The organism is Roseomonas sp. FDAARGOS_362, assembly GCF_002754815.1.
Classification (GTDB): Bacteria; Pseudomonadota; Alphaproteobacteria; order Acetobacterales; family Acetobacteraceae; genus Roseomonas; species Roseomonas mucosa.
In genome coordinates this window covers 4144379-4159824 of the sequence record NZ_CP024588.1, presented here as the reverse complement: position 1 = coordinate 4159824, position 15446 = coordinate 4144379, and the positions used below count along the sequence as shown (strand labels likewise).

Sequence of the window (15446 nt, the reverse complement as noted above, 5' to 3'; positions counted from 1 at the left end):
GCGCACGATGCTCACCGCGCCGCCCCCGCATCGGCCCGCAACTCATCCAGCCGACCGGAAAATCCCCGGAAAAGGTTCAGTTCGCGCTGCAGCCTCGGCAGGTCCGCCATCCCATGCACCGGATCGAGGGTCAGCGCGTTGAAATCCTGGCTTAATTTCCCCTCCCCCAGCTGTGGTGCCCAACGTGTGCGCAGGCCGCCCAGACGTTGGGCATCACCCGAAAGCACGGCATAGGCGGCGGCACGCAGAAGCAACTGGCGCCGCGCGTCGTCCATCTCTCCCTGGGCCGCCGCCGCCAGTCCGGCCAGTGCATCGGACGCACCGGCCCAGTCGTGACGCGCGGCGAGAATCCCGGCGAGCGGTTCCGCTCCATCGCTGCCCAGGCCACGCAACAAGGCGACGGCATCATCCTCCTTGCCCTGCCGCGCCAGCAGGCGCGCGGACAGCAGCGTCCGCTCCCGCACCAGATCCGGCGGCAGAAGCTGAGCGCCACCATCCGACAAGGCCGCAGCGGCGCCGGCAGCATCGCCGCTTTCCAGACGCAGGCTGGCGAGGCGTAGTCCCAGCCGCGCGCGCGCCTCGCCCGAAGCCCCGGCCATGCCGCGCACGAGAAGCTCCGCCGCGCGTGCCGGCAGGTCGAGCGCCACCAGGCGATCCGTGAGGCCGAGCAGCAGGCGGCCCTGATCCGGATCGGCAGCCAGCAATTGCGGATTGGCGTCCGCCAGCGCGATGGCAGCCACCGGCGAGTCCTTTTCCAGCGCCATGGCCAGTGCCTGCCGCATCGGCGGACGCAGCACCGCTTCCTGATCGGGAAAAAGGCGCGCTGTTTCCTGCAGCATGGCCAGCGCGGCACGGCCATTCCCCGCCTGCTGCCGCAAGGCGGCGATCCGCTGCCGCGCCGCCAACTCCTCGCCCTCGCCGCGCCAGCTGTAGAGCGCTTCCTCCAGCGCATCCGCCGCGGCAGCGGCATCGATCTGCCCGCCCGCCAGGCGCAGTTCCACGGCATGGCGGATGGCCCGCGCCCGCGCCGGCCGGTCACGGCCGCGCATCGCCTCCTCATAGGCGGCCAGCGCGTCGTCCCGCCGCCCCTCCGCCTCGGCCAGCCGCCCACGCAATTCCGCCAGGGCCGGCACCGCGCCGCCCGCATCGAGAACCCGCCGCGCCGCCACCCGCTCGCCACCTGCCAGCAGGGCCTCCACCGCCGGGCTCAGCAGCCGCGACCTCAGCGGCAGCGGATAGGCCAGCAACACCGGCACGGCCGCGGCGATGCCAGGCGCCGCCTCCCGCCCTTCCCCGCGCGCGCCGCGCAGCAGTCCCTGCCAGAGTGCCGTCTCGTCGGTCCTGGGCAGGGCCGCGTCCTCCAGTGCCCTGGCCTCGTCCAGGCGGCCGCCGAGCAGCGCCGCCGCGCCTTGCAGCGCCCGCAGCACGGGATCGAGCCCCGCCTGCGGATCTTCCTGGAAAGCCAGGCGCAGCATGGCCTGCGCCTCCTGCGCCTGGCCCAGGGAAAGCAGGGTTTCCGCCGCCGCCCGCCGCAGAGGCGCGCGCTGCAATGGCGCGGCCGAGGCGATCCCGGCCTGTTGCGCCCGCAGGCGCTCGGACAGCGCCGCCGCATCCAAGGGCGGCAGGTCGAAGAGGCGCGTCATCCCGCGCGCCTCGGCGGCAGGCGCCTCCGGCCCCGCCGCGCTTTCCCCGGCGCCCGAAAGCAGGAAGCGGCCGGCGCCGGCCCGGAAATCCACCGCATCGCCGCGCGCGAGCAGAGCCGCGCCCAGCACGGTCGGCAGCAGTTCGGCCTGGGGCAGCCGCCGCGCCTGCGGCACCATCTGGTCCGCCTCCCGCACCGTGCCCACCAGCAGCGGCAGGCCCGTTTCCGGATCGGGCAGGGCCACCACGCGGCCCGGCGCGACGGCACGCAGCACCAGCATCCCGTCCTCCTGACCGGCGCGGATCGAACGGGCCTGCGGCAGTGCGGGCACCGGCTCCAGCAGCCAGCGTTCACCCTCCCGCCGGGCCCGCAGCGCGGCGGGCGCGGCGAGGCGGAGGCGCAGCACCGTGGCTTCCGGCAGGGGCAGCAGGTCGGCGGAGCCGAAGACCGGATCGTCGCGCAGGGCGGAAAGATCCAGCGGCCGGGCGAGATCCGACACCACCAGCAGAAGGTTGCCCCGGCGCAGCACCGCCAGGCCCGCCTCCGCCGGCAGCGGCAGGGCGAGGACCCGCGCCTCCCCAGGGCGCGCGAGGACCCGCACCGGCAGGCCCGGCGGAGGCTCGGCCCGCGTCGCGGCGGCGGGCGCCGCAGGGGCGAGGGGCGGCGCCACGGGCTGCTCCGCCGCCGGAAGCGGCGTTACGGAAGCCTGCATGGGCGCCGGAACCGGAAGCGGCACGGGAAGCGGCACGGGAAGCGCCTGGGCCGACTGGGCACTCTCCGGCCCGTTCCGCCGCGCGGGCGGCTGCCGCCCGTGATTCCGCGCCTCGCGCGTCGCGGCCTCGCGCGCCGGGGGCTTTGCCTCCGGCTTCCGGGGCGCCGGCGGATCGAGCACGTCGAGGACGATGCGCTCGCCCAGGCGGAAGGGACGGATCTGCGCGCCGCTGCGAAGGGTCACCTCCACCCCGTCCGCCGCGCCGCGCAGGGCCAGCACGTTGCGCGGCAGCTTCGCCGGCATGCGGAACTCGCCGGGGCTTTCGAAGTGCAGCATCGCCCGGTCGCCGAGCTGCTCCAGGCGGTAGCCCGTGGGCAGGGACCAGTCGAAGACGAGCCGACCCATCCCCGGATGCTCGCCGGAGCGCACCGCCACCGGCTCGGCCCGCCCGGGCAGGGCGGCGAGAAGCAGCGAGACACCGAGCGCCAGCCCCATGGCGACGGCCTTTTGCCGGTCGGGGGCGCGCATCAGTCGAAACTCGCCAGCAGGGCATCGATCTCCGCCTGGGACGAGGCGGCGGCCGGCAGTTGCGGGCCCTGCGCCAGCCGCTCGCCCTCGCTGCGCTCCGGCACCCGTTCCCGCGTGGCGGCAACGGGCGCGCCAGCCCTGGCCGCCGGGCCGAAGCGCTGGGTGATCTGCTGCACGCGGCCCTCGATCTCCTTCAGCGCCGCCACCACCTTGGCGATGCGCTGGCCCGTGATGTCCTGGAAGGAACAGGCCTCGTAGATCCGCGTCACCGCCTCGCCGATCCGGGCCGCCGGTGCCGCGGGCAGTTCGGGGAGCAGCCGCTCCAGGGTCTCGCAGGTGTCGAGGATCTCGTTGGTGGCGGTGGCGGTATGCTCCACCACCGCATCCAGCTCGTCGGTCGCCACCGGGATGTGCTCGGCCTCGATCTCCTCCACCCGCAGGGCGGCGATCTCGGCCTTGGCCTGGGCGATGGTGCGCCCCAGCGCCTCCAGCTCCGCCAGCAGCACGATCTCGTTGGTGGTGATGTCGCCGCCCATGCTGGCAAGGACGCTGCGCACGGCCTGCTCGATGCGTTCCTGGTCAGGCATCCTGCATCACCTTGGCGATCTTCTCGCGCAGCGTCTCGGCGTTGAAGGGCTTGACGATGTAGTTCGAGACGCCCGCCTGCTTCGCCGCGATCACGTTCTCCGTCTTGCTCTCGGCGGTGATCATGATGAAGGGCGTGGACTTCAGCCGGGCATCGGCGCGGACCTCCTTCAGCAGGTCCAGCCCCGTCATCGGCTGCATGTTCCAGTCGCTGATCACCAGCCCGAAATTGCCGGCGCGCAGCTTCGACAGCGCCTCCTGCCCGTCGGACGCTTCCTCGACATTCTCGAAATCCAGCTGCTTCAGCAGGTTCCGGATGATGCGCAGCATCGTCTTGTAGTCATCGACGATCAGCACGTTGATGTTCCTGTTCATCGCCTGGCATCCTGGCTGTTGTCGGGTCCGTCCGGGTCGTTGGCCCGGCTGCGGTGGCGGGCGAGCTCCGCGGTCAGGAGCCGCGCGCGGTCGGGACGCATGGCGCCCAGCACCGGCGCGGCCTTGGCCTCCCGCATCCGGTCCACGATCCGGACGAGCACGGGCATGTCGAGCTCGTCGAACACGGCGGCCGCGTCGCGCGGCCGCATGGTCTCATAGGTCTTCACCAGCCCGCGCCAGCCGGCCTCCTCGCGCTCGTTGCGGGACTGCTCCAGCTTCTCCAGCCGCGCCTGCAGCGCCGCCATTTCGTCGAGGCGCGACTTCAGCCGGCTCTCGGCCGCGGCGAGGACGGCCTCGCGTGCCGCCAGCGCCTGCTCGCGCCGCTCCAGCTGCCCGCGGCGCTCGCGCAGGCTTTCCAGCACCGCCCGCTCCGCGATGCTGACGGGGTCCGGCTCCGGCACCGGCATGGCGGGGGCGGTGGACGGCTTCGCGGCGGCGGGCGCGGCCCCATGCTGCGCCGGGTTGGGCGACACCGGGTTGGGCGACACCGGGTCGGGCGATACCGGAGCGGGCGGCGCGGAAGCGGTGGCGCTGGCGATCAGCATTCCGTCCAGCCGCCCCATGGACGGGATGCCGGGCAGCCCCGCCGGCCATTCCACCGCCTGGCCGAGGGCCAGCAGCTTGCAGCCCGCCAGCAAACCACCGCTCAGCATCAGCAGCGGCAGGAGACGCGGCCGGCTCATCGGGCCAGCCTCAGGGCGCGCAGCAGGTCGCGCTCCGCTTGGCTGCGGGGGACGTCCTGGGCATTGCCGGCGGGCACCGCGTGGCCGGAGGGGCGCTCCGGCATCGCCATGGCCTCCGGCACCGCCTCGGCCCGCGCCACCGGCGCCACCGGACTGGGCTCCGCTGTCGCGGGCGCCACCATCAGGGGCCGCGCCTCCCGCACCAGGGCCTCCAGCCGGTCCGCCATCAGGCTGGCGCGCTCGGTCAGGAAGCGCAGGTCCTCGCCCAGCGGCTCCGCACGCGCCAGCGTGGCCGACAGGGCGCGGTCGGCCTCCTCCGTGCCGCGCCGCATGCGTTCCAGCGCGCGTTCCGCCTGGCGTGCCGCCTCGCCCAGCTCGGCCGTTCCGCTTTCCAGCGCCGGCCTTTCGCGGCGCAGGGCGGCCAGCCGCCGGTCCAGCCGCCAGACGAAGGGAATGGCGAGGCAGAGCAGCAGCACCACGACGCCCTGGAGAGTCCATTCCACCGTGTTCATCGCCAAGGCCATCAACCCATCCTCACGACGCCGGCACCGTCGCGGCGCAACTCGTGCTCCACCCGCACCGCCAGCCGGTTCTCCCGCCGGCCGAGCTGCCCCTCGAAGAGCGGCACGTCGCCGCAGCGCAGCCGCACCGGCGCCCCGGACGCGACGTTGAGCGCGATGCGGTCCCCGGGCTTCAGCGCGGTGATGGTGGACAGCGGCAGGGTTTGCTCGTCGAGCACCACGTCGAGCCGCACCAGCGTGTGGCGCAGCTCCTCGGCAAGGTGGTTCTCCCAGATGCTGTCGCGGCCGAAGCGTTCGCCCATGAACTGCTGCAGCAGCACCTCGCGCACCGGCTCCAGCGTCGCATAGGGCAGGATCATGTCGAGCCTGCCGCCACGGTCCTCCATCTCGATGCGCATGCGCGCGAGCACGGCGGCGTTGGAAAGCCGGGAGATGGCGGCGAAGCGCGGGTTCACCTCCAGCCGCTCGAAGCAGAACTCCACCCCGGCGATCGGCGAGAAGGCGTGCCCCAGGTCGGACAGCACCACGGAGATCAGCCGCTCCACCAGCGTGCGCTCGATGGTGGTGTAGGGGCGCCCCTCGATCCGCATCGCGGAGGTGCCGCGCCGCCCGCCCAGCAGGACGTCCACGATCGAGTAGATCATGGCGCTGTCCACCACGATCAGGGCGTGGTTGTCCCACTGCTTCACCTTCACCACGGCCAGCATGGCCGGCAGCGGGATGGAATCGAGATAGTCGCCGAAACGCATCGACGTCATGTTGTCGAGCGACACCTCGACATTGTCCGAGGTGAAGTTGCGCAGCGTCGTGGTCAGCAGCCGCACCAGCCGGTCGAAGACGATCTCCAGCATCGGCAGCCGGTCGTAGGAGACCAGCCCGGCATCCACGACGCGCTCGATGCCGCTGCGGTGCCGTTCCTCGGTCTTCCCGTCGAAGCCGAGCAGGCTGTCGATCTCGGCCTGGTTCAGGACCTTGGCGGCATCCGGCGCCGGGGCCGGCATCTCCTCGATCCCTTCCACGGCCTCGGCCAGCGAGGCACCCCAGGCGGCCGCGAGATCGTCCTGGCTCCCTTCCTCCGCCGCGCCGCTCATTGCACGAGGATCTCGGTGAAGAGCACGTCGTTCACGCGCGCCGGTGCGGCGGCGATGTTGGCGCGCGCGATCAGCTCCTCGCGCAGCCGGTGCGTGCCGATGCTGCCGCGCAGTTCCTCGGGCCGCATCTCGCGCAGATAGGTCTGGAACAGGTCCAGCAGCCGCGGCATGGCCTGCCGCGCCGCCTCCATGTCCTCGGGCCGCGCCAGCTCCAGCTTGGAGCGCAGGCGGATGAAGGTGCCGCGCCGCCCGGGCGCGTTCAGGTTGGACAGGATCTCGGGCATGTCCAGATAGGTCACGGCCGTGCCCGCCGGCGGGGCGGCTTCCTGCGTGCCCCCATGCGCGCCGCCCTCCTGCGGTGCGGCCTCCGCATGGCCGCCTCCGGAGGCGCCGCCGAGCAGGCCGGAGAACCAGGCCCCCGCGCCGCCAGCCAGCAGCACCGCCGGCACGGCCAGGAGCAGGAGCTTCCTGCGGCCGCCCGCGCCCTTCTCTTCCACGGGTTTCTCGGTCTTCGCCATGCGCCGTCCTGGCCGCCCCCAATCCGGAAGATCCGCGGCTCACGCCGCCTGCTGCGTCGCGGAAGATGCGATCCGAACCCTTAAGGAAGGCTTTCCCCCCGGCAGGGATTCGCCCGCACCCGGCAGATCCTGCCGGGGCGGCGGCAATTTCCGGCCCGCGCCCCTCCCTCCCCGGCGGCGTCCGGGCTGGCACGCGGGTTGCGGAACACGTTCCGTCGGCGCCCGGTGCGCGCCGCATCCGCAAAGGGGGCCCAGGATGGACAATGCCGGCTATATCGCGCTTTCCCGCCTGATGGCGCAGGCGCGCACCACGGCGATGCTGGCCAACAACATGGCCAATGCGGACACGCCGGGCTTCCGCGCCGCGCGGCCGGTCTTCGCCCAGCATCTCGACCGGCAGCACGCGGTGGACGAGCCCCGCGGCGGCAGCGAGCTGGCCTTCACCTGGGACCGTGCCGCCTGGCGCGACACCGCGCCCGGCCCGGTGCAGACCACCGGCAACCCGCTGGACGTGGCCATCTCCGGCGAGGGCATGTTCGTCCTCCGCACGGAGAAGGGCGAGCGCTACACGCGCGCCGGCCGCTTCGCCCTGGGCGCCGACGGCACGGTGGTGGACCCGGAGGGCCATGCGCTGCTCGGCACGGGCGGCGAGCCGATCCAGCTCGGCCTGAACGACACCCGCATCACCATTTCCGGCGAGGGCGTGGTGTCGAGCGAGAATGGCGAACTCGGCCGCATCCGCATCGTGCGCTTCGCCGACGGGCAGAAGCCGCAGGCGGAGGGCGACCGCCTCTTCGCCAGCGACACGCCGCCCGAGGCGGTGGACCGCCCGACGCTGGTCCAGGGCGCGGTGGAGGGCAGCAATGTCCGCCCCATCCTGGAGATGACGCGCATGACCGAGGAGCTGCGCGAGTTCCAGTTCACCGCGCAGTTCGCGGAGCGCGAGGATGAACGGATCCGCAACGCTCTCGACCGCATCCTGAAGAAGCGTTGAGCGGGGGCGATGCCTTGAACCGCCCCTGGAAACGGCCGAACAGCAAGACCGTCCGCCCCCGCGCGGCGAAAGGGAACTGACCGATGCGTTCGCTCTGGACCGCCGGCACGGGCATGATGGCCCAGCAGACCAATGTGGAGGTCATCTCCAACAACATCGCGAACATGAGCACCACCGGCTACAAGCGCCGGCGGGCCGAGTTCCAGGACCTGATCTACCAGAATGTCCGCCGCGTCGGCTCGCAGAGCTCCGACACGGGCACAAGCCTGCCGCAGGGCGCGCAGGTCGGCCTCGGCGTACGCACCGCCGCGATCTACCGCATCCACGAACAAGGCAACCTGAACCAGACGGACAACAAGTTCGACTTGGCGATCAAGGGCAATGGCTTCTTCCAGGTGCAGCTTCCCTCGGGGGAGACCGCCTATACCCGCGACGGCACCTTCGGCCTCGCCGCCGACGGCACCATGGTCACGGCGGAAGGCTTCACCGTCCTTCCCGGCATCCAGGTCCCGGCCAATGCCACCGACGTCACCATCAACGCGACCGGCGAGGTGCTGGCCAAGATCGCCGGGCAGGAGCAGCCGCAGAATGTCGGCCAGGTCCAGCTCGCCGTCTTCGCCAACGAGGCGGGGCTGGAGGCGATGGGCGACAACCTGCTGATGGCCACCCCGGCCTCCGGCGCGGCGCAGGTCGCGGCCGCCGGGCAGCCCGGCTACGGCAACGTCATGCAGGGCTTCGTGGAAACCTCCAACGTCAACGTGGTGCAGGAGATCACCAGCCTGATCACCGCCCAGCGCGCCTACGAGATGAACTCCAAGGTCATCACGGCGAGCGACGACATGCTCTCCACCCTGACGCGGCTGAAGTGATGCGCGCCGCCCGTCCGCCCCTGCTCGCGCTGCTGCTGCTCGTGGGCCTGCCCGGCCTCGCATGGGCCGACCTCGCCAGCCTCCGCCCGCATGTGGTGGTGGAGGACGAGGTGGTGCGGCTGGGCGACGTCTTCGCCGATCTCGGTTCGGAAGGGACGCGCGTGCTCGGCCCGGCGCCCCCGCCGGGGCAGCGTATCATCGTGGAAACGCCCCAGCTCCTCGCCATCGCGCGCGGCGCCGGCATTTCCTGGCGCCCCTTCGCCAGCGACGAGCGCGTGGTGATCGAGCGGGCCGGACGCGCCCTGGCGCGCGAGGAATGGCTGGAGCCGCTGCGGGAGGCGCTGTCGGCCCAGGGCCTCGACCCGGCGATGGAGCTGGAGATCCCCGGTTTCACCACGCCCATGGTGCCGCTTTCCGGCCTGGTGCGGGTGGAGGTGGCGCAGCCCTGGCTCGACGGCCGGCGCTTCGGCGCCACGCTGGTCCTCGCGGCGGAAGGGATGCCGACCCAGCGCCTGCGCATCGCCGGGCGCGGCCATGCCACGGCGCCGGTCGCCATCGCCACGCGGCGCCTCGCGCTGGGCGAGGTGGTGCGCGCCGGCGACGTGCAGGTGCAGCGCCTGCGCACCGACCGGCTCCGCCCCGGCCTCGCCGAGGATGCCTCGCTCGTGGTCGGCCAGCAGCTCCGCCGCCCGGTCATGGAGGGCGCGCCCTTCGCACTCCGCGATCTCGGCGCTCCCGTGCTGATCGAGAAGAACACGACCGTGACCATGGTGGTGGAACGCGGCGGACTGCTGCTGACCGCCCAGGGCCGGGCGCTGGAGGCCGCACCACGCGACGGGGTGGTGAACGTGATGAACCTGTCCTCGCGGCAGATCGTGGAGGCGCAGGCCATCGGGCCCGGCCGCGTCCGCGTCGGCCCGCCGGCCCGCTAGAGGAGAGCCCTGACATGCGGCGCGCCCTGCTGCTTCTCCTGCCGTTGGCGCTCGCCGCCTGCGGCTCCAGCGAGCGCCTGGCCCGGCTCGGCCGGGCGCCGGACCTGGCCGGCATCGTCGATCCGACACGCGATCCGGACTGGAAGCCGGTGACCATGCCGACGCCCGCCCCCACCGACACGCGCCAGCTCAGCGCCAACAGCCTCTGGCGCCCGGGCAGCCGGACTTTCCTTCGGGATTCCAAGGCGGCCTCGGTGGGCGACCTCGTGACGGTACTGGTTTCGATCTCCGACAAGGCCTCGCTGGCCAACGACACGGAGCGCAGCCGCGACAATTCGGAGGATATGGGCATTCCGCGCCTGCTGGGCCTCGATGCCTCCTACCTGCGCTTCTTCCCGAACGGCTTCGACCCGACCAAGATGGTTTCGGCCAGTTCCGCCAATTCCAGCGAGGGCAAGGGGACGGTGAAGCGCAACGAGGAGATCACGCTCCGCGTCGCCGCGACGGTCACGCAGGTCCTGCCCAACGGCAACATGGTGCTCACCGGGCGCCAGCAGGTGCGCGTGAACCACGAACTGCGCGACCTGACGCTGGCTGGCATCATCCGCCCGCAGGACATCGCCTCCGACAACACGGTGAAGCACGACCGGCTGGCGGAAGCACGCATCTCCTATGGTGGCCGCGGCACGCTCAGCGATGTGCAGAAGCCGCGCTATGGGCAGGAGCTGCTGGACTCCATCCTGCCTTTCTGAACGCGAAAAAGGGCAGCGCAGCCCAGGCCGCGCTGCCCCTACCTGAGGATGGTGGCCTCAGTGCTTGTCGGTAACCTCACGGGCCTTGTCCTTGATGCCGCCGGCGGCGTTCTGGACCTTGCCCTCGGCGCGGTCTGCCTTGCCCTCGGCTTCCATCTTCTTGTCGCCGACCACGGAACCGACATTCTCCTTGACGGCGCCCTTGGCCTGCTTCAGCGAACCTTCGATGCGGTCCTTGTCCATGTGACGGTCTCCTCTGTCGTGTACGGTCTGCATCAGGAACGTGGCGAACCATGGGCTGGTTGCAGCAGCCGGCCGACACCAGATCCAGGATCATGTGCGGACGCTATTACCTCGAAGCCAGCCCGGCGAAGCTGGAGAAGCAGTTCAGCCCGAAGAACCCGCTTCCCAATCACCCGGCCAACTACAACGTCGCCCCGACGCAGGAGAGCCTCGTGCTGCGCTTCAACCCTGCCACGGGGGAGCGCAGCCTGGACCCGCTGCGCTGGGGGCTGGTGCCGCGCTGGGCAAAGGATGCCAATGGCGCGGCGAAGCTGATGAATGCGCGCTCGGAGGGGATGGCGGAGAAGCCCTCCTTCCGCGACGCCTTCGCGAAGCGGCGCTGCCTCGTGCCGGCCGATGGCTTCTATGAATGGCGGCAGGAGGGGCCGGGGCCGAAGCAGCCCTATGCCATCGCGCTGCGTTCCGGCGAGACCATGGCCCTGGCCGGCCTCTGGGAGGGCTGGAAGCAGCCGGATGGAAGCTGGCTGCGCACCTATACGATCGTGACCACCGAGGCGACGGGCAAGATCACCGCCCTGCACCACCGCACCCCCGTCATCCTGCCGCCGGAGCACTGGGACGCCTGGTTGGGGGAGCGGGAGAGCGGAACGGAGGGGCTTCTCGGCCTGATGCAGGCACTGGATGCAGAGAAGCTGCGCGTCTGGCCAGTCAGCAAGCGGGTGAACAGGTTCAGCGAGAACGGCCCCTCGCTGCTCGCCCCCGTGAGTGACGCACAGCCGCCGGAAGGGCTGAACGACCCGCCCTGATCCCGGGGCGGGCCGTCCCGTTCAGGAGCCGCGATAGGTGCTGTAGCTCCAGGGCGAGCAGAGCAGCGGCACGTGGTAGTGCCCGCCCTCCGCCGTCAGCCCGACGCGGATCGCCACCCAGTCGAGATAGCCGGGGTCGTTCCCCTGGTCGGCGAAGTAGTCGCCCACGCCGAAGCGCAGCTCGTAGCGTCCCGGCAGGAAATCCTGTGGCGAGAGCAGCGGCGCGTCGGTGCGGCCATCGGCATTGGTCACCGTTTCGGCCAGCAGCGCCGGGGCCGGCGCGTCCACGCGCCAGAGCTGCACCGCCATGCCGGCGGCGGGGCGGCCGGCAGCGGTGTCGAGCACATGGGTGGTGAGGGCGGAGGGCTTCACTCCGCGGCCTCCAGTTCCTGCGGGATCTCGCTCACCAGTTCCTCCATGTCGAAGGAAAGTAGCGCATCCATGTGCATCTCCGCATCGTCCAGCCACAGGCTCCGGCAGATCCCGTCCACCAGCCGCGGCACGCCATACTTCATGCCGCTGATCGAGGCGCCGGACAGGCCCATGGAGGGCGTGGCGCCATAGCCCATGAAGTGGATGTGCCGCAGGAAGGGCGCCTCGCCCGGCATCCTCTCGCGGAAGGCGAAGCCCGGCGTCAGGTAGGGGCAGGCGGCGAGGTTCGGGAATTCCAGGCCCGCCGGCGGCGTATAGGCGTCGCGCCACAGCAGGATATGCGGCGCGATCGCCGCCAGTTCCGGCCGCAGGGCGAGGTTGAAGGCCGTGCCGGTGCCGACGATCACATGGTCCGCGCGGTGCTCGCCGCGCGGCGTCTCCAGCACCACTTCCTCGCCCTCCATGCGCGCCCCCTGCACCGGGCTGCCCATGTGCAGCGCGAAGCGTGGGTCATGCGCCACGCGGTCCCAGCTTTCCTGCGGCGGCGGCTGGTTGAGGTCGAAGATGTGACGCATCATCCGCCACTTCAGCGGGTCCGGCATGGCGTGGAACTGGCCGAGGAATCCCGCCTGCTCCATCCAGCGGAAGGGATTGACGCGCGGCATCCGGCGGCGCCGCACCAGCATCGTGCCCTGCGCCGCCCCGGCCTCCAGCGCGGTGGCGAGGTTGTCCAAGGCGCTGGCCCCCGCCCCCACCACCAGGATGTGCCGGCCCTTCAGCGCCTCGAAATCGACATGGCCCGAGGTGTGCGACACGCGCTCCCCCGGCAGGCCGTCGAAGGGCGCCGGGATCGACCAGGCGCCGGTGCCGTCCATGCCTGTGGCCAGCACCATCTTGCGCGCCTTGACCACGCGCTCGCCCTCCGGCGTGCGGAAGCGCAGCAGGAGCAGGTCGGCCTCGGGATCGTGGCCGACGGAAAGCAGCTCGTGCTCGTGCCGGATCGGCAGGGCCAGCACCTGCGCGTACCAGTCGAGATAACGCTGCCAGTCCACGCGCCCGATCTTGTGCAGGTCCTCCCAGGCCTCCAGCCCGTCCCGCGCCTCGAAGAAGGCGCGCGGCGTCAGCGCGGCCACGCCCAGGTCGGGACCGCTGACATGCTTGGGCGTGCGCAGCGTGCGCATGCGCGCGAAGACCGTCCAGCAGCCCGTAGCGCCCGGCTCGGCCCGGTCGAAGATCGCGACGTTCCCGACCTTCTCGCGCCGCAGGCCGAAGGCGGTGGCGAGGCCCGTCTGCCCGGCACCGATGATGGCCACGTCCAGCGCGCCGTCGGTGCGTTCGGGAACCCATGGGCGCTTGGGGTAGTCGAGAAGTTCCAGCTGCCGGCGGACCTCGGACTCGAGCGCGGTCAGGGTATTGGCCATCACGGACATCGCATCTCCTTGCAACGCAGCATGACGAGCGGCGGGGCCGGCAGCAAGGGGCAAGCGTAACGATGCCGCACCGGAACCGTGGCCGGCCGCCCCCCTGCCAAGGCTCAGCCGCGCGGTTAGCCGTACTGGGGCACGCGCTCCAGGCGTTCCAGCACCTCGGCGGCGGTCAGCGGTCCGTCGAAGTGGAAACCCTGCCCCTCCGTATAGCCGGCCTGCATGGCGAGCCTCACCAGCTCCTCGTTCTCCAGCCCCTCCACCGTGGTCGCCATGCCCAGGCGGCGCGCCAGGTCGGCCATGGTGCGCACGATGGCAAGGCAGTCCGGCCGCGTGGCCATGGCATGTACGAAGGAACGGTCGATCTTGATCTTCTCGAAGCGGAAGCGGCGCAGGTAGTCGAAGGAGGAATAGGCGATCCCGAAATCGTCGAGGGCGATGCCGATCCCCAGTTCGCGCAGCTCCGCCAGCGTGGCCAGCACCCCGGCATCGTCCTGCAGCAGCAGGGATTCCGTGACCTCCAGCTCCAGCCGCCGCGCCGGGAGGCCGGAGGCCGCCAGGGCCCGCGCCACGGCGATCAGCAGCCCCCCATCGGCGAACTGCCGCGGCGACAGGTTCACCGCCAGCCGGATTTCCTCCGGCCACTGCGTCGCATCGGTGCAGGCCTGCCGCAGCACCCAGTTACCGATGGGCACGATCAGCCCGCTCTGCTCGGCGACGGGAATGAAGCTCTGCGGCCCGATCAGGCCCAGCCGGGGATGCCGCCAGCGCAGCAGCGCCTCCAGCCCGGTGATCCGCCCGTCCGCCAGATGCACCTGCGGCTGGTAATGCACCTCGAACTGCCCCTCGTGCAGCGCCGCCACCAGATCGGATTGCAGCCGCTGCCGCTCCTCGGCCGCCTGCAACAGCCGTTCCTCGAAGAAGCGGCAGGTGTTCCGCCCCTCCCCCTTGGCCTCGTAGAGCGCGAGGTCGGCATGGCGCATCAGCATGACGGCGTCACCCCGCCCGGGCGCGAGGTCGGCGATGCCGATGCTCACCCCGGGCATGATCAGGCGCCCTTCCATCTCCAGCGGCCGGTTGACGACCCGGCCCAGCCGCATGGCCAGGTCCGACAGCGCTTCCCGCTTCAGCCCCAATGGCGGCAGTACGGCGAACTCGTCGCCACCGAGGCGCGCCACCATGTATTCCTCCGGGCCTTCCTCCGGCACGCTGCCGCGCAGCCGCCGGGCGATCTCCCGCAGCATGTCGTCGCCCGCGACATGGCCCAGCGTATCGTTGACATCCTTGAAGCAGTCGAGATCCAGCAGCAGCATCGGCACGCGGCGATGCGCCCCCCGCCCGCTGCCGCGCGCCGCGCCGCGCCGCGCCGGCGGCGCCAGCCGCTCCGCCAGCCGGTCCAGCAGCGCGCGCCGGTTCGGCAGGCCGGTCAGCGGATCCTCCAGCGCGATGCGCCGGATCTGGCGGTTCTGCTGGACCAGCAGCGCCGACAGCCCCACCCCGGCGGCGATCATCGCCAGCAGCACCGCGATAAAGGCGACATAGAGGCCCCGCAGCTCGGCCTGGTCCTCGCCGACGAGGTTGCTGCCCTCCATATGCGTGGCCGCGGCGAGGCGGATCATGGGCACGTTCAGCGCGCCCAGCAGGAGAAGCATCTCCCGGCTGCTCTCGTCCGAGGCCGGCTGGTCGAGCAGGGCCTGCACCCGGTCGATCGTCTCCTCCAGCCGGTCCAGCAGCCCGGCATTCTCCGGATTGCGCCGGATCAGCATCCGCACCTCGCCCTGCCGCAGCACGGAAAGCCGGTTGCGCAGGATGTCGAGGCGCAGCTGCACATCCGCGCGCTCCACCGGCATGTTCGGCATGGCATAGGCCGCGAGCTCGGTCTGCAGCCGCATGAACTCCACCGCGCCGAGCGTGGTCTCGAACATGCTGTTGTAGCGGGTGAGCGCCTCGAAGAGATTCTGCTGCCGGACGGTAAGCGACGCGATGAAACCCGCCGCGCCAGCCAGGCCGCCCATCAGCACGATCAGCGACACGCGCAGCCAGCGCTGGATGCCACCCTCGGCTCCCGGCAGGCGCCTGCGTCGTCCCACGGGTTTCACCTGCTCCGTCACGCGAGGATGGCATCCGGCGGGGCCGGGTCCGGAGATATCCCCTTCCGCGACGCTTTCCGTCAAGGCAAGATCAAAGGCACGGACGGCCGAGTCGCGGAAAGACCGTGCCGGATGCGCGCCTCCTCCAACGGGAATGCCTGCCGCCCCGCGCGGATGCCCCGCCCGGGCATTCGCCGGAGCCCGTTCCACCGGACGCACGGCGCCCTGCCCCGCCCTTGATCCCGCGGG

Annotated in this window: 16 protein-coding genes; 5 read left to right on the top strand and 11 right to left on the bottom strand. The window is 71.7% G+C overall.

Annotation, left to right across the window (positions count from 1 at the left end; translation table 11 throughout):
• Positions 1-11: 11 nt before the first annotated feature.
• The 7 genes from CTJ15_RS23495 to CTJ15_RS24950 are packed head-to-tail and all read right to left on the bottom strand — an operon-like array spanning position 12 to position 6715.
• Positions 12-2882, bottom strand: a complete 2871-nt coding sequence (locus tag CTJ15_RS23495; protein ID WP_099782087.1) for a hypothetical protein — start codon at positions 2880-2882, stop codon at positions 12-14.
• Entirely contained in the window at positions 2882-3469 is a 588-nt protein-coding gene (locus CTJ15_RS23490; protein ID WP_019459335.1) for a protein phosphatase CheZ, read from the bottom strand. The genes CTJ15_RS23495 and CTJ15_RS23490 overlap by 1 nt, the downstream gene beginning before the upstream one ends.
• Entirely contained in the window at positions 3462-3842 is a 381-nt protein-coding gene (locus CTJ15_RS23485) for a chemotaxis response regulator CheY (RefSeq protein ID WP_019459336.1), read from the bottom strand. Before CTJ15_RS23485 ends, CTJ15_RS23490 begins: the two co-directional genes overlap by 8 nt.
• Positions 3839-4585: a MotE family protein gene (locus CTJ15_RS23480; protein ID WP_099782086.1), complete on the bottom strand. Its 747-nt coding sequence runs from the start codon at positions 4583-4585 to the stop codon at positions 3839-3841. The genes CTJ15_RS23485 and CTJ15_RS23480 overlap by 4 nt, the downstream gene beginning before the upstream one ends.
• Positions 4582-5109 (bottom strand): DUF6468 domain-containing protein, encoded by a 528-nt coding sequence (locus tag CTJ15_RS23475; protein WP_099782085.1) that lies wholly within the window; start codon positions 5107-5109, stop codon positions 4582-4584. The genes CTJ15_RS23480 and CTJ15_RS23475 overlap by 4 nt, the downstream gene beginning before the upstream one ends.
• Positions 5109-6197: a flagellar motor switch protein FliM gene (gene fliM, locus CTJ15_RS24955; RefSeq protein WP_019459339.1), complete on the bottom strand. Its 1089-nt coding sequence runs from the start codon at positions 6195-6197 to the stop codon at positions 5109-5111. The genes CTJ15_RS23475 and fliM overlap by 1 nt, the downstream gene beginning before the upstream one ends.
• Positions 6194-6715, bottom strand: coding sequence for a flagellar basal body-associated FliL family protein (locus tag CTJ15_RS24950; protein WP_075823208.1), 522 nt, complete (start codon positions 6713-6715; stop codon positions 6194-6196). Before CTJ15_RS24950 ends, fliM begins: the two co-directional genes overlap by 4 nt.
• 256 nt (positions 6716-6971) lie before the next feature.
• Here CTJ15_RS24950 and CTJ15_RS23465 point away from each other — a divergent pair, with 256 nt between their 5' ends.
• The 4 genes from CTJ15_RS23465 (at position 6972) to flgH (ending at position 10262) form a co-directional block, all read left to right on the top strand.
• The gene (locus CTJ15_RS23465) at positions 6972-7709 is read left to right on the top strand and encodes a flagellar hook-basal body complex protein (RefSeq protein ID WP_019459341.1); all 738 of its coding nucleotides are present in this window, start codon (positions 6972-6974) and stop codon (positions 7707-7709) included.
• Between the two features lie 83 nt (positions 7710-7792).
• Entirely contained in the window at positions 7793-8578 is a 786-nt protein-coding gene (gene flgG, locus CTJ15_RS23460; protein WP_019459342.1) for a flagellar basal-body rod protein FlgG, read from the top strand.
• On the top strand, positions 8578-9510 hold the full coding sequence (gene flgA, locus CTJ15_RS23455; protein WP_099782084.1) for a flagellar basal body P-ring formation chaperone FlgA: 933 nt from the start codon (positions 8578-8580) through the stop codon (positions 9508-9510). Before flgG ends, flgA begins: the two co-directional genes overlap by 1 nt.
• A gap of 14 nt (positions 9511-9524) precedes the next feature.
• A complete protein-coding gene (gene flgH, locus CTJ15_RS23450; protein WP_075822508.1) occupies positions 9525-10262 on the top strand; it encodes a flagellar basal body L-ring protein FlgH in 738 nt (245 codons plus the stop codon).
• Between the two features lie 57 nt (positions 10263-10319).
• On the opposite strand, the gene CTJ15_RS23445 is transcribed toward flgH, so the two are convergent.
• Positions 10320-10505 carry a CsbD family protein gene (locus CTJ15_RS23445; RefSeq protein ID WP_019459345.1) on the bottom strand — a complete coding sequence of 62 codons (186 nt, stop codon included), beginning with the start codon at positions 10503-10505 and terminating at the stop codon, positions 10320-10322.
• A gap of 92 nt (positions 10506-10597) precedes the next feature.
• Here CTJ15_RS23445 and CTJ15_RS23440 point away from each other — a divergent pair, with 92 nt between their 5' ends.
• A complete protein-coding gene (locus tag CTJ15_RS23440) occupies positions 10598-11311 on the top strand; it encodes an SOS response-associated peptidase (protein WP_075822511.1) in 714 nt (237 codons plus the stop codon).
• A 21-nt stretch (positions 11312-11332) separates the two neighbouring features.
• On the opposite strand, the gene uraH is transcribed toward CTJ15_RS23440, so the two are convergent.
• From uraH to CTJ15_RS23425, 3 genes are all read right to left on the bottom strand, one after another.
• Positions 11333-11683, bottom strand: a complete 351-nt coding sequence (gene uraH / locus CTJ15_RS23435) for a hydroxyisourate hydrolase (protein WP_076970185.1) — start codon at positions 11681-11683, stop codon at positions 11333-11335.
• Positions 11680-13113 carry a SidA/IucD/PvdA family monooxygenase gene (locus tag CTJ15_RS23430; protein ID WP_099782083.1) on the bottom strand — a complete coding sequence of 478 codons (1434 nt, stop codon included), beginning with the start codon at positions 13111-13113 and terminating at the stop codon, positions 11680-11682. The genes uraH and CTJ15_RS23430 overlap by 4 nt, the downstream gene beginning before the upstream one ends.
• Positions 13114-13229: 116 nt before the next feature.
• Positions 13230-15197, bottom strand: a complete 1968-nt coding sequence (locus CTJ15_RS23425; RefSeq protein WP_171979090.1) for a bifunctional diguanylate cyclase/phosphodiesterase — start codon at positions 15195-15197, stop codon at positions 13230-13232.
• Between the last annotated feature and the right edge of the window lie 249 nt (positions 15198-15446).